The 21,355-nt window shown below is 59.9% G+C and carries 22 protein-coding genes and 1 pseudogene; 10 read left to right on the top strand and 13 right to left on the bottom strand.

Annotated features, from left to right (window positions below):
- Positions 1-32 precede the first annotated feature (32 nt).
- The 7 genes from CPY51_RS20225 to CPY51_RS20255 all read left to right on the top strand — a co-directional run bounded on the left by CPY51_RS20225 (position 33) and on the right by CPY51_RS20255 (position 6,848).
- Positions 33-830: an ATP-binding cassette domain-containing protein gene (locus tag CPY51_RS20225; protein ID WP_111162067.1), complete on the top strand. Its 798-nt coding sequence runs from the start codon at positions 33-35 to the stop codon at positions 828-830.
- Positions 827-1,852 carry an ABC transporter permease gene (locus tag CPY51_RS20230; protein WP_111162034.1) on the top strand — a complete coding sequence of 342 codons (1,026 nt, stop codon included), beginning with the start codon at positions 827-829 and terminating at the stop codon, positions 1,850-1,852. Before CPY51_RS20225 ends, CPY51_RS20230 begins: the two co-directional genes overlap by 4 nt.
- A 2-nt stretch (positions 1,853-1,854) precedes the next feature.
- Complete coding sequence (locus CPY51_RS20235) at positions 1,855-2,970, top strand: phosphotriesterase family protein (protein ID WP_111162068.1); 1,116 nt, start codon at positions 1,855-1,857, stop codon at positions 2,968-2,970.
- A gap of 2 nt (positions 2,971-2,972) precedes the next feature.
- The gene (locus CPY51_RS20240; protein ID WP_111162035.1) at positions 2,973-3,743 is read left to right on the top strand and encodes a glutamine amidotransferase; all 771 of its coding nucleotides are present in this window, start codon (positions 2,973-2,975) and stop codon (positions 3,741-3,743) included.
- A 32-nt stretch (positions 3,744-3,775) separates the two neighbouring features.
- Positions 3,776-5,023: a Zn-dependent hydrolase gene (locus CPY51_RS20245; RefSeq protein WP_111162036.1), complete on the top strand. Its 1,248-nt coding sequence runs from the start codon at positions 3,776-3,778 to the stop codon at positions 5,021-5,023.
- A 75-nt stretch (positions 5,024-5,098) separates the two neighbouring features.
- Positions 5,099-5,956 carry a BtpA family protein gene (locus tag CPY51_RS20250; protein ID WP_111162037.1) on the top strand — a complete coding sequence of 286 codons (858 nt, stop codon included), beginning with the start codon at positions 5,099-5,101 and terminating at the stop codon, positions 5,954-5,956.
- Between the two features lie 7 nt (positions 5,957-5,963).
- The gene (locus tag CPY51_RS20255) at positions 5,964-6,848 is read left to right on the top strand and encodes a ribokinase (protein ID WP_111162038.1); all 885 of its coding nucleotides are present in this window, start codon (positions 5,964-5,966) and stop codon (positions 6,846-6,848) included.
- Between the two features lie 42 nt (positions 6,849-6,890).
- Here CPY51_RS20255 and rfbD read toward each other — a convergent pair whose 3' ends face one another.
- The 4 genes from rfbD to rfbA are packed head-to-tail and all read right to left on the bottom strand — an operon-like array spanning position 6,891 to position 10,311.
- Entirely contained in the window at positions 6,891-7,790 is a 900-nt protein-coding gene (rfbD, locus tag CPY51_RS20260) for a dTDP-4-dehydrorhamnose reductase (protein ID WP_111162039.1), read from the bottom strand.
- Positions 7,787-8,863, bottom strand: coding sequence for a dTDP-glucose 4,6-dehydratase (gene rfbB / locus CPY51_RS20265; RefSeq protein WP_111162040.1), 1,077 nt, complete (start codon positions 8,861-8,863; stop codon positions 7,787-7,789). Before rfbB ends, rfbD begins: the two co-directional genes overlap by 4 nt.
- A 15-nt stretch (positions 8,864-8,878) precedes the next feature.
- The gene (gene rfbC, locus CPY51_RS20270; protein ID WP_111162041.1) at positions 8,879-9,430 is read right to left on the bottom strand and encodes a dTDP-4-dehydrorhamnose 3,5-epimerase; all 552 of its coding nucleotides are present in this window, start codon (positions 9,428-9,430) and stop codon (positions 8,879-8,881) included.
- Positions 9,430-10,311 (bottom strand): glucose-1-phosphate thymidylyltransferase RfbA, encoded by an 882-nt coding sequence (rfbA, locus tag CPY51_RS20275; RefSeq protein WP_111162042.1) that lies wholly within the window; start codon positions 10,309-10,311, stop codon positions 9,430-9,432. Before rfbA ends, rfbC begins: the two co-directional genes overlap by 1 nt.
- Positions 10,312-10,610: 299 nt before the next feature.
- Here rfbA and CPY51_RS20280 point away from each other — a divergent pair, with 299 nt between their 5' ends.
- Entirely contained in the window at positions 10,611-10,844 is a 234-nt protein-coding gene (locus tag CPY51_RS20280) for a hypothetical protein (RefSeq protein WP_111162043.1), read from the top strand.
- Between the two features lie 73 nt (positions 10,845-10,917).
- On the opposite strand, the gene htpG is transcribed toward CPY51_RS20280, so the two are convergent.
- Positions 10,918-12,813: a molecular chaperone HtpG gene (htpG, locus tag CPY51_RS20285; RefSeq protein ID WP_111162044.1), complete on the bottom strand. Its 1,896-nt coding sequence runs from the start codon at positions 12,811-12,813 to the stop codon at positions 10,918-10,920.
- Between the two features lie 219 nt (positions 12,814-13,032).
- On the opposite strand from htpG, the gene CPY51_RS20290 reads away from it, so the two are divergent.
- Together CPY51_RS20290 and ku (CPY51_RS20295) are read left to right on the top strand one after the other, a co-directional pair.
- Positions 13,033-13,431: a DUF1236 domain-containing protein gene (locus tag CPY51_RS20290; RefSeq protein ID WP_111162045.1), complete on the top strand. Its 399-nt coding sequence runs from the start codon at positions 13,033-13,035 to the stop codon at positions 13,429-13,431.
- Positions 13,432-13,499: 68 nt separating this feature from the next.
- Positions 13,500-14,297 carry a non-homologous end joining protein Ku gene (gene ku / locus CPY51_RS20295; RefSeq protein ID WP_111162046.1) on the top strand — a complete coding sequence of 266 codons (798 nt, stop codon included), beginning with the start codon at positions 13,500-13,502 and terminating at the stop codon, positions 14,295-14,297.
- 2 nt (positions 14,298-14,299) lie between these two features.
- Here ku (CPY51_RS20295) and ligD read toward each other — a convergent pair whose 3' ends face one another.
- The 8 genes and pseudogenes from ligD to CPY51_RS20335 form a co-directional block, all read right to left on the bottom strand.
- A complete protein-coding gene (gene ligD, locus CPY51_RS20300; protein ID WP_111162047.1) occupies positions 14,300-15,199 on the bottom strand; it encodes a non-homologous end-joining DNA ligase in 900 nt (299 codons plus the stop codon).
- Positions 15,200-15,286: 87 nt separating this feature from the next.
- Positions 15,287-16,141, bottom strand: coding sequence for a non-homologous end joining protein Ku (gene ku / locus CPY51_RS20305; RefSeq protein WP_111162048.1), 855 nt, complete (start codon positions 16,139-16,141; stop codon positions 15,287-15,289).
- Positions 16,142-16,342 carry a DUF2188 domain-containing protein gene (locus CPY51_RS20310; RefSeq protein WP_111162049.1) on the bottom strand — a complete coding sequence of 67 codons (201 nt, stop codon included), beginning with the start codon at positions 16,340-16,342 and terminating at the stop codon, positions 16,142-16,144.
- Positions 16,343-16,376: 34 nt separating this feature from the next.
- Positions 16,377-16,637 carry a hypothetical protein gene (locus tag CPY51_RS20315; protein WP_111162050.1) on the bottom strand — a complete coding sequence of 87 codons (261 nt, stop codon included), beginning with the start codon at positions 16,635-16,637 and terminating at the stop codon, positions 16,377-16,379.
- 113 nt (positions 16,638-16,750) lie between these two features.
- Positions 16,751-17,803, bottom strand: a complete 1,053-nt coding sequence (locus tag CPY51_RS20320; RefSeq protein ID WP_111162051.1) for a DNA topoisomerase IB — start codon at positions 17,801-17,803, stop codon at positions 16,751-16,753.
- Between the two features lie 11 nt (positions 17,804-17,814).
- Positions 17,815-19,977 (bottom strand): glycogen debranching protein GlgX, encoded by a 2,163-nt coding sequence (gene glgX, locus CPY51_RS20325; RefSeq protein WP_111162052.1) that lies wholly within the window; start codon positions 19,975-19,977, stop codon positions 17,815-17,817.
- A gap of 315 nt (positions 19,978-20,292) precedes the next feature.
- Positions 20,293-21,087 carry an SDR family NAD(P)-dependent oxidoreductase gene (locus CPY51_RS20330; protein ID WP_111162053.1) on the bottom strand — a complete coding sequence of 265 codons (795 nt, stop codon included), beginning with the start codon at positions 21,085-21,087 and terminating at the stop codon, positions 20,293-20,295.
- 142 nt (positions 21,088-21,229) lie between these two features.
- A pseudogene (locus tag CPY51_RS20335) lies at positions 21,230-21,355 on the bottom strand (3-oxoadipyl-CoA thiolase); the annotation flags it as partial.

Raw genomic sequence — 21,355 nt, forward strand, 5'->3', positions numbered from 1 at the left:
AGGCACAGTGCCCAATGCCAGGTGAGACCAACATGAACGATCGTCAAAGCTACCGGGTCAGGATGACCGGTATCTCCAAACGCTATAACACCATTCAAACGCTTGACGACGTATCCCTGACGCTGAAGCCGGGGGAAGTTCTCGGTCTTGTCGGGGACAACGGCGCCGGCAAGTCGACGCTGAGTAAAGTCCTGTCAGGCGCGGTGATCCCCGATTCCGGATCGATCGAAATCGATGGCAAGGCGGTCGCCTTTGCGTCGCCGGCAGATTCCCGCGCGGCGCGGGTGGAGATGGTCTACCAGGACCTATCACTTTGCGACAGCGTCGATGTCGCCGGCAATCTGTTTCTCGGGCGAGAGCCGCGGCGCAAAATGCTCGGCATGCCCTTTCTCGACAAACCGAGGATGCATGGGCAAGCCCGCGAAATGCTCGACCGACTGGGCATCGTCATCGCCGACACCCGCCTGAAGGTCGAAAACCTGTCCGGAGGTCAGCGTCAGTCGATCGCAATCGGACGCGCGGCCTCCTTCGACCCATCGGTCCTCATCATGGACGAGCCGACAGCCGCCCTTGCCGTTGCCGAGGTCGAAGCCGTGCTGGACCTGATCCGAACGGTCAGCGCCCGCGGCGTCAGCGTCATCCTCATTACCCATCGCCTTCAGGACCTGTTCCTTGTCTGCGATCGAATCCAGGTGATGTACGAGGGGCGAAACGTCGCCGAACGCCAGATCGAGGACACCAGCATCGAGGAAGTCGTCAACCTCATCGTCGGGCGAAAGTTCTCCGCCCGCTCCGCCGGTCGCGGCCAGGACAATGGAGTGCAGGCATGAACGTCTCCTCCCCCGCGGGCCAGGCCGATGCTGCGACGAGTGCTCGACCTCGCGTCCACAAGACGCGGCGACGGGACTTCATCATGGCCAACGGCAGCATCGTGTCCATCGCGTTGTTCTTCATCGTCGTCTGCATCGTTTTCTCAGTCCTCACCGGCGCGTTCCTGACAGCGCCGAACCTGCTCAACATCGTTCGCCAGTCTGCACCGCTTCTGATCGTCGCCGCGGCCATGACATTCGTCATCACCACAGGGGGTATCGACCTGTCCGTTGGCTCGGTTTTGGCGCTGACCTCGACGCTGTCGGCTGCCTCGCTTCAAGCGGGTATCCCGTGGCCGTTGGTCGTTGTGCTGATGCTGGCGCTTGGCGGCATCATTGGTGCATTGCAGGGTTTCTTCATCGCCTATGAGCGTATCCCCGCCTTCATCGTCACGCTTGCCGGCCTCTCGGTCATCCGCGGTTTTGCGCTGTTGATCACAGGCGGCTATTCGATACCCGTCGACGCAGAGAACCCGTTCACCGCGCTCGGCCGTGCCTGGTTCCTCGGCGTGCCGGTGCCGGCGTTGATCGCACTCGCTGTGCTCATCGTCGCCTATATCACCTTTAACGAAACGCCGTTCGGCCGCTATGTCACTGGCGTTGGCGCCAATGCCGAGGCCGTTCGTCGCGCGGGCATCAACACGCGCTTCACCATCATGCTGGTTTACGTACTATCGGGAACGGCCGCCGCCGCGGCCGGCATCATCCTCGCAGCCCGCCTCGGTTCCGGCTCGTCCAATGCCGGACAAGGGTTCGAACTTGATGTAATCGCCGCGGTCGTGCTGGGTGGAACCAGCCTTTTCGGCGGACGGGGGACGGTGATCGGCACGGTGCTGGGCGCATTGACCGTTGCCGTCATCGGCAATGGACTGATCCTCGCTCACATGTCGCCCTTCCTGACCCCTATCGTCACTGGTGCTATTATCCTCGTCGCCATCTGGCTGAATTTCCGCATCTTCAAGGGCGCGGTGAGGAGCCGATGACCATGGATCATCTGTTCGAAACCAAGGCCGGCGAACGAGCCGCGATCGGCGTAAAGTCAGGAAGCGCGATGACGGTTCTGGGGCCGGTTCCGGTCGATGATCTCGGCATAACGCTGATGCACGAACATATCATTTTGGACGGCGCACGGACCTGGAAATGCCCGTGCCATCCGGACGAGCGGCTCATTGCCGAACAGCCCGTGAATATGGAGATTATCGGCGAGCTGCGGATGAACCCCTATATGAACCGCGACAACGTCTCGCTCGACGACAGTGACCTCGCGCTGACGGAACTGAAGAAGTTTCAGGCGCTCGGTGGCCACACAGTCATCGAGGCAACGAATATCGGCATAGGCCGCGATCCGGAAAAACTCGCCCGGATCTCCCGCATGTCCGGCATGAAGATCATCATGGGAACGGGCTTCTACCTGCAGCATACCCATCCGGAATGGCTGAAGGGCATGGACCTCGCGGAGGTGACCGAGTTCATCGTCAATGATGTCGGTGGCGGGACGACGCAGCCGGAGATCATGGGCGGCATTATCGGCGAAGTCGGTGTCAGCAAGGATTTCACGCCTGAGGAGCTCAAATCGCTTCGGGCCTCGGCGCGCGCGGCACGAATAACCGGTCTGCCGCTGACGATCCATCTTCCAGGCTGGGAGCGGCTGGCTCACCGCGTGCTCGACGTGGTCGAAGCCGAGGGTGCCGACCTTCGCCACACCGTTCTCTGCCACATGAACCCCAGCCACAACGATCTCGCCTATCAAAAGAGCCTGGCCGAGCGCGGCGCCTTTCTGGAATATGACATGATCGGCATGGACTACTACTACGCCGACCAGGACGCCCAGTCGCCTTCCGACGAGGAGAATGCGCGGGCGATCCGCTCGCTGATCGATATGGGGCTTGTCGACCGGCTGCTTCTGTCGCAGGACGTCTTTCTCAAGATCATGCTGACCCGATATGGCGGGTTCGGCTACGGCTTCATCCTCAAGCATTTCGTGCCGCGCCTGAAGCGCCACGGTGTCAGTCAGGCGTCGATCGACCGAATGCTGATCGACAACCCGAAATCCGTCTTTTCTGCCGCCGCCCAGGCGCGCCCCAAACCTTTCAAGGAGTGAACATGTCCAAATCCAAGGTCCTTCTCGCGGGCGAATCCTGGGTGTCGAGCGCAACGCACATCAAGGGCTTCGACCAGTTTCCGACCGTCACCTACCACACTGGTGCCGATGAGCTGCTCGCCGCATTGAAGGGCAGTAACTTCGACGTCCGGTTCATGCCGGCGCACGAGGCGCAGCGCGATTTCCCCCAGACGATCGAGGCGCTGTCGGAATATGACGCGGTCGTGCTTTCGGATATCGGGGCAAATACGCTACTGTTGCATCCCGACACCTGGATCCATTCGAAGACAACGCCGAACCGGCTGCGACTGCTGCGCGACTATGTCGGTAATGGCGGAGCGCTGCTGATGTTTGGCGGCTACTACAGTTTCCAGGGCATCAACGGCGGCGCGCGGTATCGAAAGACGCCAGTCGAGGACGTCCTTCCCGTCACCTGCCTTTCCGTCGATGACCGCGTCGAGGTGCCGGAAGGTTTCGTCCCTGTGGTGACCGGCGATGGCAATCACCCCATTCTGCAGGGCCTCGGCAAGGATTGGCCTGTCTTGCTCGGTTTCAACGAGGTTGTCGTCAAGGTCGATGCCGAGATCTTGGCGACTGTTTCGACGGACTATGGCTCGCTGCCTCTGCTCGTCGCCGGAAAATACGGCAAGGGCCGCACGATTGCCTGGACCTCCGACGTTGGCCCGCATTGGCTACCGCCTGAGTTCATCGCCTGGCACGGCTACAAGACCCTGTTCGAGCAAATGCTTGCCTGGGCGACAGGCAAGGACTGAGCGATGCAGAGCCATTTTACCGGAACGAAACGATGAGTGCCGAGGCAAGGATCCACGGCCGACGCCTGCTTGACCGACTGAACGCCTTCGCACAGATCGGCGCCACGGCGGCCGGCGGCGTTAATCGACAGGCCCTGACCGCTGAAGATCGGGAAGCCCGGGCGCTGCTTGCGCGGCTTGCACGGGATCGCGGCTTTGCGGTCTTCCAGGACGACATGGCAAATCTCTTCGTACGACGGCAAGGCCGCCGCGCCGAGCTGCCACCCTTCCTGATCGGCAGCCATCTCGACAGCCAACCGACGGGCGGCAGGTTTGACGGTGCGCTTGGGACCCTTTCGGCGTTCGAAGTCCTTGAAGCGATCGAGGATGCGGCGGTCGAAACGGAGAGTGCGATCGAGGTCGTTGCCTGGACGAACGAGGAGGGAAGTCGCTTTTCTCCAGGCGCCATGGGTTCGATGGCTTTCGTCGGGGCGGCCGATCCGTCCGCGTGGAGAGATCTTAGGGGAAGCGACGGTGCATCCTTGAGCGAAGAGCTTGCTGCTACGCTTGTCGCCCTGCCGGAGGCCGAGCAACGGCCGGTCGGGATGCCGATTTCCGGCTACCTCGAGCTTCACCTCGAGCAGGGACCGTCACTCGAGAAAGAGAGGATACCAATCGGTATTGTCACAGGTGTCCAGGGCACCCGATGGCTCGAAGTGACAGTGCGCGGCCAAGCCGGGCATGCCGGCACGACCGAACTCGCCTATCGCCGCGATCCCATGGTAGCGACCACGGTCGCCCTCGAAAAACTTTTCGCCGCCGTGATGCCGGGCGACGCTGCCGCACGCTTGACGGTTGGGCGGCTGTGCACATTTCCAGGCTCTATCAATGCCATCCCGGAACAGGTCGTTTTCAGCGTCGACCTGCGACATCCAGATAGCGACCGTCTCGATGAGATGGAGGAACAGGTCAGCGCCGTCTGCGCGAAAGCCGCAACGGCCAGTGGATGCACCGTCGATATCCGCAGGACGTTCGACATGCCATCGGCCGAATTTCCAGCGACCATGATTGTCACCCTCGAGGACGCCGCACGGCGGCTGTCCATTCCGTTCAAGAAGATGATATCCGGCGCCTTCCACGACGCACTCTTCCTGGCACGGGTTGCGCCGACGGGTATGATCTTTGTTCCCTGTCGCGATGGGCTCAGCCACAATGAGGCGGAATTTGTCGAACCAGAGGATGCGATTCTCGGGGCACAATTGCTCCTGGAAGCGACTTTGGCAGTGACGCAATCGACCTGATTACCAAAACACGGCCGCATAGCGCAACGCAGCGGCACTACAAAAGAACAGCAAATTTTCCCAAGAGGCCGACCCATGAGCGATACACCCAGGAAGAACACCGTCTACCGCCAGAAGCAGAATGCAATCGAGGAGATTTTCGGCAGGCGGAAGGCCGTGATCGGCGTGATCCACTCGCTGCCGCTTCCCGGTTCGCCGGAGTATGACGGTCAGCCGATGGCGGATATCATCGATTTTGCCGTTGCCGAAGCAGGACGCTACAAGAACGGCGGCGTCGACGGATTGATCGTCGAAAATCACGGCGACATCCCCTTCTCCAAGCCCGACAAGCTTGGTCCGGAGACGGCCGCCTCGATGGCTGTTATGAGCGACGCGGTGCGTCGTCACTGTGGCCTGCCGATCGGCGTCAATGTTCTCGCCAACGGAGCGATCCAGGCACTCGCCGTGGCAAAAGCTGCAGGCGCTGCTTTTGTACGCGTCAACCAGTGGTCGAACGCCTATGTCGCCAATGAAGGCCTGATCGATGGTCCAGCCGGCGAGGCGACACGCTACCGGGCCTGGCTTCACGCAAGATCGGTGCGCATCTTTGCCGATGTCCATGTCAAACACGGAGCTCACGCCATCACCGGCGACCGCACGATACAGGAACTGGCCCGCGACAACGAATTCTTCGATGCCGATGTGGCAATCGCCACCGGCCAGCGAACGGGGGATTCGGCGACCATGGAAGAACTGCAGGCGATCGGGGCTGGAACGGCGCTGCCCGTCGCAGTCGGCTCTGGTGTCACGCCCGACAATGTCGGCGATATCTTTATCGTCGCCGACGCCGTCATTGTCGCGAGCTACCTCAAGCGCGACGGTGTCTGGTGGAACCCGGTAGACCCGGAGCGGCTGCAGGTTTTCATGCGCGCCGTTGCCAAGGCAAGGAGCTGATCGGATCATGGGTCGCGTGATTGTCCTCGGCAATGCCGGGCTCGACATCAGCCTGAGCGTGCAGCGCTTGCCGGACCTGGGCGAGACATTGCTCGGCCACGACGTCAGGCGGGCGCCGGGGGGCAAGGGGCTCAATCAGGCGGTCACGGCTGCGCGCGCCGGCGCCGAGGTGCTGTTCCGCGCGCCCCTCGGCCGCGACGCTCAGGGGTCCGAGATAGCAAGCGTGATTGCCGCTGAAGCCTGCCTGATGTTCCACCCCCACCATTTTGCCCATCCGACCGATTTCTCGCTGCTGATGGTATTGCCTGACGGTGAAAACAGCATCGTCAGCGCTGGGCCGTGCGCCGCTGCCTTCCGCATCGAGGCGGCGGGTGCATTCGCTGCAAAGGCCGAATCTGGAGATGTCTTCGTCATGCAGGGAAATCTCCGAGCGGACAGCACACAGCAGGCAATGGAGATCGCATCTCGGCGCGGCGCGACCACGGTTTTCAACCCGGCGCCGCTCTGGTGGGACGCGAAGTCGCTTCTGCCCTTCTGCGACATCGTCGTCACCAACCGCGGCGAGGCGGCATCGATCACCGGCATGTCCGATCCAACCGAGGGCTCTTCAGCGCTGTGTACACTCGGCGCCAAGGTTTCGATTATTACTCTTGGCGCGGATGGGTGCGTCGTTCATCAAGAGGGCAAGACCAGACATTTCGCAGCAGATCCCGTCGAAGCCGTCGACACGACCGGATGTGGAGATACATTCTGCGGCGTGCTCGCCGCGCTGCTGGCTCAAGGGCAGACGTTGGATGACGCGATTATACGTGCTCAAACCGCAGCGGCCATCACCGCCACCCGGCGTGGCGCCTTCGCGGCGTTACCAAGCCGCTCGGAACTCTTGGCATGATCGGCGGGGCTGGCGGAACGGCCTAGGTGCCCGGGCGAAAAGCTACTTTCCAGCGTGCGATTCCGCGAGGATTCTCTCGACCACCTTATCTGTCGACTGTTGCCACTGCGGCATTTTCCAGCCGAAGACACCCTCGAATTTCTGCGTCGACAGTCGCGAATTCGATGGTCGGATTGCCCTTGTCGGATATTCCGATGTCGGAATGTCTTTTACTTCTGCGCATGGTCCCCGCAGTCTCTTGCTGGCTTCAAAGATCGCTCGGGCAAAGGAGCTCCAGTTCGTGCTTCCCGACCCGACGAGATGATAGGTGCCGAAGTCAGCAAACTGGCGATCGGCCCCGAGCGTCTCGCAGATGTGGAGTATCGCATCGGCTATGTCGATTGCCGACGTCGGATTGCCCCACTGGTCGCAGACCACGGAAACGGTGTCGCGACTTTCGGCAAGACGCAGCATGGTCTTGACGAAATTCTTGCCGAACGGACTATAGACCCATGCGGTCCGCAGGATGAGATGCCGTGGGTTGGCGGCAGCGACGGCTGTCTCGCCATCCAGCTTGGTCTGTCCGTAGACGCTCCTTGGTCCCGTCGCATCGTGCTCGCCATAAGGCTCGTCGCCCTCGCCGGAGAAGACATAGTCCGTGGAGAGATGAAGAACCGGTACATTCATCTGCGCCGCCGCGCAGGCGACAGCGGCTGCGCCAAGGGAATTTATGCTTCGGGCCACCTCCGGTTCGTCTTCGGCTTGGTCGACGGCGGTATAAGCTGCGGCTGAGACGACCAGGTCAGGCTTGGCCGCGGCGATTGCATCGACAACCGTCTGCGGCAGCGCAAGGTCGAGTTCCGGGCGACCGAGGGCGATCAATTCGATGGCGCGATGCGACACTGCCCTCTCGACAAGGCAGCGCGCGACCTGCCCTTCACACCCGGTGACGACGATCTTCATGCTTTGACGCCCGCTGCAGCGACAGCGCCGAGCCTCGCGCCGGCATAGCGTTCTCCGCGGATCGGCTTCCACCACCAGTCATTGTCGAGATACCACTCGACCGTCTGCCGAAGGCCGGTTGAGAATGTTTCCGTCGGCTTCCAGCCAAGCTCGCGCTCGATCTTCGTGGCGTCGATCGCGTAGCGACGATCGTGCCCCGGTCGGTCGGTGACAAAGGTGATCAGATCGCGGTAGCGTTTCGCATCGGCGCGCGGTCGCTTCTCGTCCAGAATATCGCAGATCGTCTCCACGACGCTGAGATTGGTTCGCTCCGCGCGACCGCCAATATTGTAGCTTTCGCCCGGCCTGCCCTTGGTGACGACGAGCTCCAATGCGCGTGCATGGTCCTCGACGAAAAGCCAGTCGCGGATATTGGCGCCTGCGCCGTAGACCGGCAAAGGCTTGCCGTCCAGCGCGTTGAGGATGACCAGCGGAATGAGCTTTTCGGGGAAATGGAACGGCCCATAATTGTTGGAGCAGTTGGAGATGACCACTGGCAGACCATAGGTTTCATGCCAAGCGCGGACCAGGTGATCCGAAGAGGCCTTTGACGCGGAATAGGGGGAGGACGGTGAATAGGGTGTCTCTTCCGTGAAGATGCCGCTGTCAAACGGCAGGTCACCAAACACTTCGTCGGTGGAGATATGGTGGAAACGGAATGCGGATTTCGCAGGATCGGAAAGCTCACGCCAATGGGCGAGTGCGGCATTCAGCATCCGAAAGGTGCCGACAATGTTTGTCTCGATGAAATCCGCCGGCCCGTCGATGGATCGGTCGACATGGCTTTCCGCGGCCAGATGCATCACCGCGTCAATCTTTTCGTTGCGGAGAAGGCCGAGAATGGCAGCCTCGTCGCAGATATCGGCGCGCACGAAGCGATAGTTGGGATGATTTTCAATCTGACGAAGCGAAGCCAGGTTTCCGGCATAGGTTAGCTTGTCGACATTGATGACGCGATTGTCAGGATTGGCGGCGAGCAGCCGGCAGACCGCGGAGCCAATGAAACCCGCACCGCCCGAAACAAGGATGTTCATGCAGAGAATGCTCCCTCAAGGAAATAGGTCGACACCATCGAGGTGTGGCGCGTTGCGATCTTTGTCGGAAAGCTGCATCGCAGCACTTTCAAACGGCCACTCGATCCCGATCGACGGATCATCGAAACGCAACGACCGATCGTGCTCCGGAGAATAGAAATCGGTGACCTTATAGACGATCTCCGTGTTCTCCTCCAGGGTGACGAAGCCATGCGCGAAGCCTTTGGGGATCAAGATCTGGTTCCATTTCTTTGCGGCGATCTCCAGCGAGATCCATTTCCGAAACGTCGGCGAGCTCTTCCTGATGTCGACGACCACGTCGAGTATCGAGCCCTTCACAACGCGGACAAGCTTGTCCTGCGCGCGCGGGGGCAACTGAAAGTGCAACCCGCGCAACACGCCCCTTGCCGCCGAAAGAGAATGATTGTCCTGGACGAACTGCAGCGTGATGCCGGCTTCTGCCATGCGTTCCGCATTGTATGTTTCGGAGAAAAAGCCGCGATCGTCACCAAATTTGCGCGGCAACAATTCCAGAACGCCGTGAAGTCCAAGCGGCCTGACTTCCATTACGCTCTCCCCACTTCCCCGGCACGGCGGCGCAGATAGGTCGCATACTCGGTTTTACCCATCTTTGCGGCTCTTTCCAGGATCCGGTCGGGGCTCACCCAACCCCATTCGAGGCCAATTTCCTCCGGGCATGCAATCTTGATTCCCTGCCGAAGCTCGATCGTTCGCACGAACGACGATGCATCATGCAAGCTGTCATGCGTCCCAGTATCAAGCCAGGCATAGCCACGGCCTAGCTGCTGGACATGTAGATCGCCGCGTTTAAGATAGATGTTGTTGACGGTGGTGATCTCCAGTTCGCCGCGGGCGGAAGGCTTTATGGATTTTGCGATATCGACCACATCGTTGTCGTAGAAATAAAGGCCAGTGACGGCCCAGCTGGATTTTGGAACCTCCGGCTTTTCCTCGATGGACAGGGCCTGACCCGTCGCCTTGTCAAACGCGACGACACCGTAGCGCTGCGGGTCTTCGACGTGATAGGCAAACACCGTCCCGCCCTTCTCGTTTGCCGCAGCGGTCTGGCATATCCTCGACAGGCCGTCGCCGAAGTAGATATTGTCACCAAGGATCATCGCCACGCTGTCGTCGCCGATGAAGTCCTGCCCAATGATGAAGGCCTCCGCCAGACCATTCGGCTGCGCCTGCTCCGCATAGCAAAATCGGACCCCAAAATCCGCTCCATCCCCCAGCAGCTTCTGGAAAAGCGGTAGATCGTGCGGTGTGGAGATGACAAGAATATCACGTATCCCCGCAAGCATGAGAACGCTCAACGGATAGTAGATCATCGGCTTGTCATAGATTGGCAGCAGCTGCTTGGACACTGCGATCGTCAGCGGATAAAGCCGTGTGCCGCTCCCACCCGCCAATATTATACCCTTCATTCAAAAGCTTCCTCGAGTAAGCGTTAGACGACCCTGGTTGTGCCGCATCGTAGAAGAGGACGCCGGTACGAGCGATGCGCTGCCTGCCCTCCCCGACAGGCGCGCCACGTCAGTTCATCCTCAGCTTCGTTACTATAGCTCGGGCCTGTCTCGAGGCTTGTATCGGTATGGCACGGGCCGCAAAGTCCGCGGCCGCCCAAATAGGATTCCATTCCTTCGGCGCGCCTATTCGGGCAAAAGCATAGCTTGCTTTTTTAGTCATTCCGGAAATGATTGTGGGGCACTCCGGGAGGAAAACCATGAGCGACCAATCGGCTCTCTATCATGCCTCTGTCTACAACCACGGCATCCGGATCGAAGACGGCGTTTTTACTTTTCCGAAGCTGAAGGCGGTCATTTTGTCGACCGCGCCGAAGACTCGCAAGGTCACGCCTGGCGATATCCTGCGCGCCGTCACCGACAGGGACGGCACGTTTGAAATGGACGGCTGGCGGATCAAGACATCGAAGATCAGCCAGACTGACCGGTTATAGTCGCACGAAGGCGCACGGCTAGCCTCTTCTGTTGCCGGTGCCGGAGAGCCGGCACCGGCAGTCGTCAGCAATCTTATCCCTTCAATGCGCGCTCGAATACGCGCGCGAGCCGCTCCGCAAAGGCGCGCGGATTTTCCGGCTTGTCGCCATCCAGAACACGCGCCTGATCGAGAAGCAGTTGCACGGCATCCTCGCGGAAAGCGGCGTCTTCAACCGACGTCCCCGCAATCGCCCTGATCAACGCGTGATCCGGGTTGATTTCCAAAACCGGTTTTGCTGCGGCATCCAGTCGGCCGGCGCCCTGAAGGATCTTTTCCAGCTGGCGATCCGGGCCATGTTCGGGCGCAACCAGGCAGACAGCGCTTTCCGTCAGGCGATCCGACGCACGCACGTCCGACACCGCTTCCCCGAGGGCCGACTTTGCAAATGCGATCAGATTGCCGACGTCTTCAGTGGTTTCCGCCTTTGTCGGGGCGGCGCCGTCCGGCTTTGCAATCTGATCGAGATCGGCGGCGCCCTGACTGACCGACTTGAAGGACTTGCCCTCGAAATCCGGTGCATTCGTCACCCAGAAACTGTCGACTGGATCCGTCAGCAGGAGAACTTCGATGCCGCGGGCACGGAACCCCTCGATCTGCGGGGAAGACCTCAGCTGCTCGAGATTGCTGCCGGCCAGATAGTAGATCGCCGTCTGCCCCTGGTTCATATCCTTGATATAGTCTGCCAGTGACCGGAAGCCGGCCGCTCCCGCGGTGCTGCGGAAGCGCGACAGCGCCATCAGTTGCGCCCGACGCTCGTAATCCTCGTAGATACCTTCCTTCAGCACCGTGCCGAACGCTTCCCAGACCTTGATAAAAGCCTCGGCGTCATTCTCGCCAAGCTTTTCAAGGCTGGTCAGGATGCGGCTCGTCAGCCCCTTGCGGATCGCCGCGAGGATCGGGCTCTCCTGGATCATTTCGCGCGAAACGTTTAGCGGCAGATCCGACGTATCGATCAAGCCTCTGATAAAACGGAGGTAGCGCGGCAGCAGCTCGGCATCGTCGGTAATGAAGACGCGCTTGACGTAGAGCTTGATGCGGCCCTTACGGTCCGGATCGAAAAGGTCGAAAGGCTGGGAACCGGGGACGAAAGCAAGCGCTGTATACTCGTGCCGCCCTTCGGCGCGGAAATGCACCGTGACGGCGGGTTCATCGTACTGGCCGGAAATGCCGCGGTAGAAATCGTTGTATTCGTCCTTGGTGATTTCGCTCTTCGGCTTCGTCCAGAGCGCCGACCCGTCGGTCACCTCAACAGCCTCGGCACCGGGCTTTTCGACGATGTAGATCGGAACGGGCACATGGCCGGACTGCTCCTTGACGATCCGCTCGATCGTCCAGCGCGATGTATAGGTTTTCGCATCCTCCATCAGATGGAGCATGATCCGGGTGCCCCGCGCCGGTGCGTCGGCGATATCGGCCGGTCCGACCGTATAGCTGCCCTTGCCGTCCGAGGACCACAACCAGGCCTCGTCCGATCCCGCACGGCGCGAGATCACATCCACGCGATCGGCGACCATGAAGGCGGAATAGAAGCCGACGCCGAACTGGCCGATCAGCTGTGCGCCCTCTTTCTCCTTGGCAGCCTCCACGCGCTCCATGAAGGCGCGCGTTCCGGAGCGGGCAATCGTACCCAGTGCCTCGGCCATCTCGTCGTGGCTCATGCCGATGCCGTTGTCCTCAAGCACCAGGCGCAGATTTTCTTCGTCCAACAAGACGGTCATTCGTGCGGGCTGATCATCGGACAGCAAGCCGGGGGAGGTAATGGCCTCATAGCGCAGCTTTTCGCAGGCGTCGGCGCCATTCGAAATCAGTTCGCGTAGGAACACATCCTTGTCGGTATAGACCGAGTGCACCATCATATGCAGAAGCCTGGCGACATCGGCCTCGAAAACATGCTGTTTCGGTGTGCTATCGCTGGTGTTCGTCGTCATCTGATGTCCTCGATCTGTCTTTGCGCGTTCAAGTGGCGATTTCAAGTGGCAAAACGGCGACAAGATTTCAAGTGCCAAAATGGACAGGTGTGGGCCGCCAGCCTCACGGGCTGTAACCTTCAGTTTGAAAGCGTTACTACCGCTCCGATCTGTTTTTTGGGAACAACAGGAAGGCGCTGCCGTTCACCTCCTGCAACTTTCGAGCTAAGGAGAAACAAAATGTACAAGGCCCTGCTTGTCTCAGGCGCAATGGCGCTTGCATCCCTTTCCACGAATGCCATCGCTGCCAATGGCGCCGTTACGGGCGCAGTCGGCGGTGCTGCAACAGGCGCTATTATCGGTGGCCCGGTCGGTGCAGCCGTGGGCGGTGTCGCCGGTGCGGTAACAGGCGCAGTGCTTGATCCCCCGCCGCGCGAGGTCGTCACCTATGTCCGCCAGCAACCGGCTCCGGCAACGACCGCAGTCATCGAAGATCCCATTGAAGTCGGAAGGCCCATCCCAGGCGAAGTCGAGATCGTTCCCATTCCCGACAATCCGCACTACGCCTATGCGATCGTCAACAACCAGCGCGTTATCGTCGAACCCCAAAGTCACAAGGTGATCGAGGTCATACGATAAGTAGCCTGAGCGATTGAGAACCTCGCATCAGCGGGGTTCTCATTGCATCTGGAACAAGGAGAGGCACGATGCCGCAGCGGTTCTGGAAGGGTTACCTGAAGCTCTCGCTGGTGACCTGCGCCGTGTCATTGCTGCCGGCTACCTCCGAAAACAGCAAGATCCGCTTTCACGTCCTCAATCGTGCCACCCGCAATCGCGTCGAGAGCCACTATATCGATTCCGTCACGGGCAAGGCTGTTGCCGAAGAAGACGAGGTCAAGGGCTACCCGCGCGGCGAGAATGACTATGTCCTGCTTGAAGACGACGAGATCGACGCAGTGGCTTTGGAGAGCACGCGCACCATCGACATAGACACCTTCGTCGCCAATGATTCCATTGACTGGATCTGGTACGACAAGCCGCACTTCCTGATCGCAGAAGACAAGGTCGGAATGGAGGCGTTCTGCGTCATCCGCGACGCCATGGCGGCAAGCAAGGTGGTGGGCATCGCCCGGCTTGTGCTCTATAGGCGGGAGCGTGCCGTGCTGCTGGAACCGGCCGGGCGGGGAATCATACTTTGGACGCTGCGCTACGGCGACGAGGTCCGTACCCCCGACAAGGCCCTTGAAACAAAGGAAAAACCTGATGCTGAGAGCCTTTCCCTGATGAAGAAGCTGGTGCAGCGTCGCACCGAGAAATGGTCTCCCGCTCTGACCGAGGATCCTGTCGAGAATCGCCTTGCGGACATCGTAGAAGCCAAGAAGCAGGGCCGGAAAAAGAAGCCTGAACCTGCAAAGAAGCCCACGGCCCCGACGGGCGGCAACGTCATCGACATCATGGACGCACTCAGGAAGAGCGTCGCCTCGCAGGAGCGGCGATCAAAATAGGGTCAATGCGCCTTCGCCTTCGGCAGCGGCTTGGCAGCCTTGAAAAAACGCTCCCACGGATCGACCGACTGCGCAGCCAAATGTGCGGGGACATTGTTGACATTGAAGTCGGCCGGGCCACCCACTTCCTCCAATTGATCCCACGAAAGCGGCATCGAGACAGGGGCGCCCGGTCTTGCCCGTGGCGAATAGGCGGCGACCGCCGTGTTGCCGCGGCCGTTGCGCAGATAGTCGATAAAGATCTTGCCGACGCGCTTGTCCTTGGCGGCGGTGGCCAGAAATTTTTCCGGATGATCGGCACTCATGCTTTCCGCCATCGCGGCAGCAAACTCCTTGACGTCCGGCCACGATGCTGCGGGTGTTAGTGGCGCGACTACATGCAGACCTTTTCCGCCTGACGTCTTTACGAAGGATGCAAGGCCGGATGCAGCGAAATGTTTTCTGAGCTGTTGGGCAGCAGCAATCACCTCCGGCCAGCCGACATCTTCTGCGGGATCGAGATCCATCGTGATCATGTCGGGACGCGCCCAATGGTCTGTCGTCGTCCCCCAGGGATGAATTTCCAGGGCGGCAGACTGAACAAGCGCGATCAGCCCGTCGAAATCCTTGATGCGCAGCAGCTTTTCTCCATTTTTGTCCTCCGGATCGGCGATCTGCTCGATATGCGGGTTGATCCCTTTCCATGCATGCTTTTGGAAAAACTTCGGCCCGTCGATGCCATCCGGGCATCGCATCAGCGCTAGCGGACGATGAACAACGAACGGCGCCATAAGAGGCCAAACCTGCGCGTAATAGTCCGCCAAGTGCTGCTTCGTTACACCCTTGCCCGGCCAGTAGACCCGATCGGGATGCGTCAATTGGACAGAAGATTTCGAAAGCGTTTGGGCCAAAGTCTTTCCCACGGCATCCCCCTGATCCTGTTGTCAACTTCGAAACCGCAACCAGAGACTTACCACTGCAGCCTCAGCTTGAAATCGGCGCCGGTCGGCTTAGCTCGCCTTGCGTCGCCGCTCAGGTCCTTTTGGGGACTTTGCGGTCCTTGAGGACTTCGGTTTGGCCTTGGCCCTGTCGGCAACACCGGCACTTTCGCGCAAGGCCTGCATGAGGTCGATGACTTTTCCTTCAGCCGCCGGCCGTGGCTTCGGTATCGGCTTGCCTTCGACCTTGGCCTTGACCAGTTCGACGAGGGCCGCCTCGTAGCGGTCTTCATAGTCTGCCGGTTCGAATGTTCCGCGCTTCGTTGAGATGATATGATTGGCAAGGTCAAGCATTTCCGCTGTTGCCTTGACCTCTGGAATATCCTTGAAGGCATCCTCGGCGGAGCGCACTTCATACTCGAAGTTCAACATCGTCGCAATCAATCCGTCCTCATGCGGCCGCACCAACAGCGTACGATAGCGACGAAACAAGACGGCATGGGCAAGGGCAGCCACCTTGCCGTTTCGCAAGGTCTCGGCGATCAAGCCCATGACCCCCTCAGCAGCGCTATCGGCCGGTGCCAGATAGTAAGGCTTGTCGAAATAAAGTTTGTCGATATCCTCGGCGCTGATGAAGCTTTTGACCGTAATGATCTTGTCACTGTCGGGAATGATCGACGCCAGTTCATCGCTCTCGACGATGATATAGTCGCCGTCTTCCAGCCTATATCCCTTGACCTGATCCTCGCGTCCGACGGGCTTGCCCGTCTCGCTGTCGACAAACTGGCGTTCGACGCGATTGTGGGTCTTGCGGTTGACGATATTGAGGGAAATCCGATCCGAGGAGGAGACGGCCGAATAAAGCCCCACCGCACAGCTGAGTTCGTCGATCTTCAAATGGCCTTTCCAGCTCGCTCGCGTCGCCATTCAACTTCCGCCTATTCGCCGCCGCGTTGCGGGACGTTCCCGCACCATAGCACCGCCATCGCTGGTCTTCTGTCGCGATGCCGCGCTTTTCGCGCCCATAACTGCGCCCTGTCGCGAGGCGTAGGTCTCCGACAGCGTTTCTCCCAATTTGTAAGCCCAGCCACCGTCATGCTCGACGATTTGGTATGTTATATAGGCCATGGTGCAAATCCTCGCACTGGGCGGCACGTTGTCCCTATCGCGCGACCTTCTTTCGACGGCAATCGAGCGCGATGATCTTTTCAACCGCCGCCACGTCTTCGCTGGTGACGACGGAGACCGGGTCGCCGGCGATTGCTTCGAGAACGTCGCTTGAAAGTCCGCCATTGCGGATGACCCCTTCCAGGGTCTCGCGCGTCTCCCGCTCCGCCTTCAATTCCGCATAGAGCGCGACGATCAATCGGTCGCGAACGTCCATTCCTGAAATTCTAGGCTCGACCTTGCGAACATTCGCCATCGGATGTCTCGAATTGTGCTTCAACATTCAAAACCGCTTCGTGACCTAAAGGTTCCGAATGCGGCCCGGTCGGCCGAGAAACACCGACCCTGGTGACCTTTTCGAGATGAAGACTATGACGCCCTCTGCAGCGCCGCATCCTGTGTCGCTTCCTCGCTCGCGTTGACCAGGAAATCCAGAAGACGGTTTTCATCGGCCCGCAGACCGCGTAGTGGTTCCACCAGCGGCCTGGTTTCGACAATCGTGAAATCGTAGTCCTTGTCGGCCAATGCAATGATGGCGGGATGGATGTAGCTGGAGCGACAGACAGCCGGCGTATTGTGAAGAACGGTTGCTGCCGCCTGGCACATCTGTCGAATCGAAGGCCGCTTGCCTTGTTGTACCGCGCTGCGGGCAGTGCCGAAAGCGGCAAGGCTTCCGGCCCATGTCCGGAACGTCTTTGCGGAAACGGAAATCCCGGCGATCTCGGCGAGATAGCCGTTGAGCCTGCCAGAGTCGATCGGCCTCAACAGCCCGTTTTCATCCTTCCAGGCGAACAGCTGCCGACCGGGCAGGTCAGCAATCTCTTCCAGTATTCGTTGCAACCGAGGGTGTTTCAGGCTGCGCTGGATGCGCTTGCCGCCCTTTGCCTTGAAGCGGAGTTCTATGCTGCCGTCCGTAAGCTTCAAATGCCGTTTCAGGAGCGTCGTTGCGCCATAGGTGCCGTTCTGCTCGACATAGGTTCGGTTGCCGACGCGCAGATGCGCCGCGTCCAGCAAGGTCGCCAGCGCGGCAAGAACGCCGTTCACATCTTCCAAGCCGGCGTCCAGATGACGCATCACGGCGCGGCGGATCTTCGGGAGGGCGTGGCCGAAATCGATCAGCTGGTGGAACTTCTCGCTGCTGCGCAGCGACGACCAGTTCTTGTGATAGCGATATTGCTTTCGCCCACGGGCATCGAGGCCCGTCGCCTGGAGGTGGCCGTTGTCCTGCAGGCAGATCCAGACGTCCCGATAGGCAGGCGGCAGTCCAAGCGACGCTATCCGCCGCCTTTGAGCCTCATCGCCGAGCAGGCTGCCGTCAGGCAGCTTGTAACAAAACCCCTTGCCTTTTCGAAGCCGGCGAATGCCGGGTTCGGTGTCGCTGACATAGATGAGCCCCAATTCTTCGATCAGCAGTTCGCTCATTGATATACCGACTATTTCCGTTTCAGATGTCGTCCAAAATGGAACCAACGGCGGCGCCCGGAGGCCTTGCCATCATCCTTTGCCTCATCCGACCTTGGTGCAAAAATGGCGATGCTCGCGCCATAGACCGTTATCGAACTTTCCGCCTCATGCGTCGTGAACGGCTGCTGCGCGCCGGTATCTGCGACCCGCTGCCAATGCTCGATGCCATTGACTGCAGGGAGCGTGAACTCGCAATCGCCACCGGCATTGAAGATCAAGAACAGGTCGTCCATGGTCTCGCTGTCAGCGGCATGGATGCTCTTGCCGAGGTAGACGCCAAGCACGCGCAGTTCGCCATCGTCCCAGGCACCGTCGTCCATGAAGCCACCATCCGGCTTGTGCCAGGCGATCTCGACACGGTCGGCCTCTGCGGTCTCTCCGGTCAGGAACCGTTCCTGGCGAAGAACCGGATGCGCCTTGCGAAAGGCGACGGCCTTTTGGCAAAAATCGAGGAACGGATCGCCAAGGCCGGACCAATCGGTCCAGCCGATTTCGTCGTCCTGACAATAGGCGTTGTTGTTGCCGCCCTGGCTGTTGCCGACCTCGTCGCCACCGAGGATCATCGGAACCCCCTGGCTTAGCAGCAAAGTCATGACCATGTTGCGACGACGACGGTCGCGCGCTTCGTTGATATCCGAATTGTCTGTGCCGCCCTCGACGCCCATGTTGTCGGAATGATTGTCGGAGTGGCCGTCATTGTTGTCTTCGCCGTTCGCCTCGTTATGCTTCTCATTGTAGGAAACGGTGTCCATCAGCGTGAAGCCGTCATGGGCACTGAGCAGATTGATCGAGGACGTCGCGCCGCGATCGGAATGATTGAATTGGCGGGCCGAACCGGTGATCCGTGACGCAAGCTTGGAGACCTGGCCAGCATCGCCCTTCCAGAAGCAACGGACATTGTCGCGAAATTTGTCGTTCCATTCCCGGAAAGGATGGGGAAAGCCGCCGACCTGATAGCCGCCCTCGCCGATATCCCATGGCTCTGCAATCAGCTTGACGCCCGACAGCATGGGATCCTGGCGTATGGCGCCGAAGAAACCGCCCTCGCGGGCAAACTCCAGGTCCTGGCGGCCGAGCGTGCTGGCCAAGTCGAAGCGGAAACCGTCTATATGCATGACGCCGACCCAGTAGCGCAGGCTGTCAAGCACCATGCGCATCACCATCGGATGGGCGACATTCAACGTGTTGCCGGTACCTGTCGTGTCGAAGGTGTGGCGCTGGTCGTCCGGCGAAAGAATATAGTAGCTCGCATTGTCGAGACCGCGGAAGCTCAGCGTCGGACCGCGTTCGGAGCCCTCAGCAGTGTGATTGTAGACCACGTCCATGATGACTTCGATGCCGGCAGCATGGAACTTTTTGACCATTGTCTTGAATTCCGTGACGCGGCTGCCTGAGAGGTAGCGCGTCTGCGGGGCGAAGAAGCCGAGCGTCTGATAGCCCCAGTAATTCCGAAGGTTCTTTTCGAGAAGATAGCGGTCGTCGAGGAAGTACTGGATCGGCAGCAATTCGATCGCAGAGATGCCGAGCTTGGTCAAGTGATCGATGATTGGATCGCTGCACATGCCGAGAAACGTGCCGCGCAGCTTGTCGGGCACGTCGGGATGCGTCATCGTCATGCCGCGCACATGCGCCTCGTAGATGACGGTTTCAGTCCATGGTCGCCGTATCGCCTTGTCACCGTCCCAATCGAAATCGGGATCCTGCACGACACCCTTGACCATGAACGGCGCGCTGTCGCGATCGTCGAAAGACAGGTCTTCCTCCTCGGCCCCAATCTTGTAGCCATAAAGAGCGTCATCCCACTTGAGATCGCCGATGATCTGCTTGGCGTAGGGGTCGAGCAGCAGCTTGTTCGGGTTGAAGCGGTGGCCTGCGCCCGGATGGTAGGGGCCGTGAACGCGGTAGCCGTAGACCGTGCCGGGACCGATGCCTGCGATATAGCCGGACCAGATGTCGCCTTCCCGTTTCGGCAGCGACATGCGGGCGATTTCATTCTTGCCGTCATCCGAATAGAGGCAGAGTTCCACCTGCTCCGCATGGGCGGAGAAAACTGCGAAATGCGTGCCGGAGCCAGTATATTCAGCACCGAGCTCCGGTTTCATGAAATCCAGTTCCGAAAATGAGAAACTCATGGGTTCAAGTCCGCCTTGGTTGGGAGGTTTGGGGTGAATTCGCGTGCGGCTCCAGCAAAGCTGGAGACCGAGACGAGCACGTCGCTCAGGCGCCTTGGGAGGTCGCCTACCAAAGGAGATATCTTGCTCAACTTCGGCAATGGGGCGTCTTCAGTCTGCGACATGGCATCGGGCAACCGTTTGCGAGGAATGGATCGGGCGCGGCCACTGGTGCCACGCCCGATACTGCAAACGTCATAAGTGTGCGAAAGTTCCTTGCCCGATCTCTAATTCAGCCGACCGCTTGACAATCGAAATTCAGGCGAAATTCGGAGCTCACGGCATCAATTGCCCGCCGTTGACCTCGATGATCTGCCCGGTGACGTAGCCAGACAGTGTCGGCGAGGCGAGGAAAAGATAGGCACCGACGCAGTCTTCCGGCGTGCCGACGATGCCCATCGGGATCGACTTCCTCTGTATCTCCATCTGCTCGGCATTTGTGTAGCGTTCGTGGAATGGCGTCGCGATGACGCCGGGGGCGACCGCATTGACGCGGATCTTGTCACCGACGAATTCCTTGGCGTGCCCATGGGTGATCGTCGACACGAAACCCTTTGAGGCCGCATAAAGGATGGCACCATTGCCGCCGCCATTGCGAGCCGCGATGGAGGTGGTGTTGATGATAAAGCCGCCCTGCTTCTTCAGCCAGGGATGTGCCGCGCGGGTCGCGGCCAGTACCGAGCGGGCGTTGAGGCTCATCACCCGCTCGTAATGCACATCCGTCATCTGTTCGGTCGAAACGCGACCAAGCATCCCGCCGGCATTGTTGACGAGGCCATCCAGATGACCAAAAGCTTCGGCGGTCTCGTTGACCACGCGCTCGCTTTCGCCATCCTGCGAAACATCCGCCTGGACGAGATGAACCTTGGCGCCTGTCGACCTGATTTCCTCGGCAAGCTGCTCGGCGGGTTCGCGGCTGGCATTGTAATGGATGCCGACCTTCATGCCCTGTTGGGCGAAGGCGCGGGCAAGTGCTGCGCCGATACCCGTTGACGCGCCGGTAACGAGCACCGCTTTTCCGGCAAGATCCGGGACGCGAATGGATGCGAGTGATTGTGCAAGTTCGGTCATGGCTGCGAGGTCCTCCCTGGGTGCCGATGCATCGTGAATATTTCGCCATCCTCATATCAGGCGATGTTGTGGCGGGGCAATCGCGACACGGAGACCTTGGGGAAATGACCGCCATCCCGACGTCACTTTGCCGTGAGACACATCACACCCTTTCGAGCGCGATGGCGATGCCCTGGCCGACGCCGATGCACATGGTCGACAGCGCATAGCGGCCGCCGGTCTCTTTCAGCTCCAGCGCCGCCGTGCCGGTGATGCGGGCGCCGGACAT

The sequence above is a fragment of the Arminella tubonensis genome, from assembly GCF_003240585.1.
In the GTDB taxonomy this organism is placed as follows: domain Bacteria; phylum Pseudomonadota; class Alphaproteobacteria; order Rhizobiales; family Rhizobiaceae; genus Rhizobium; species Rhizobium tubonense.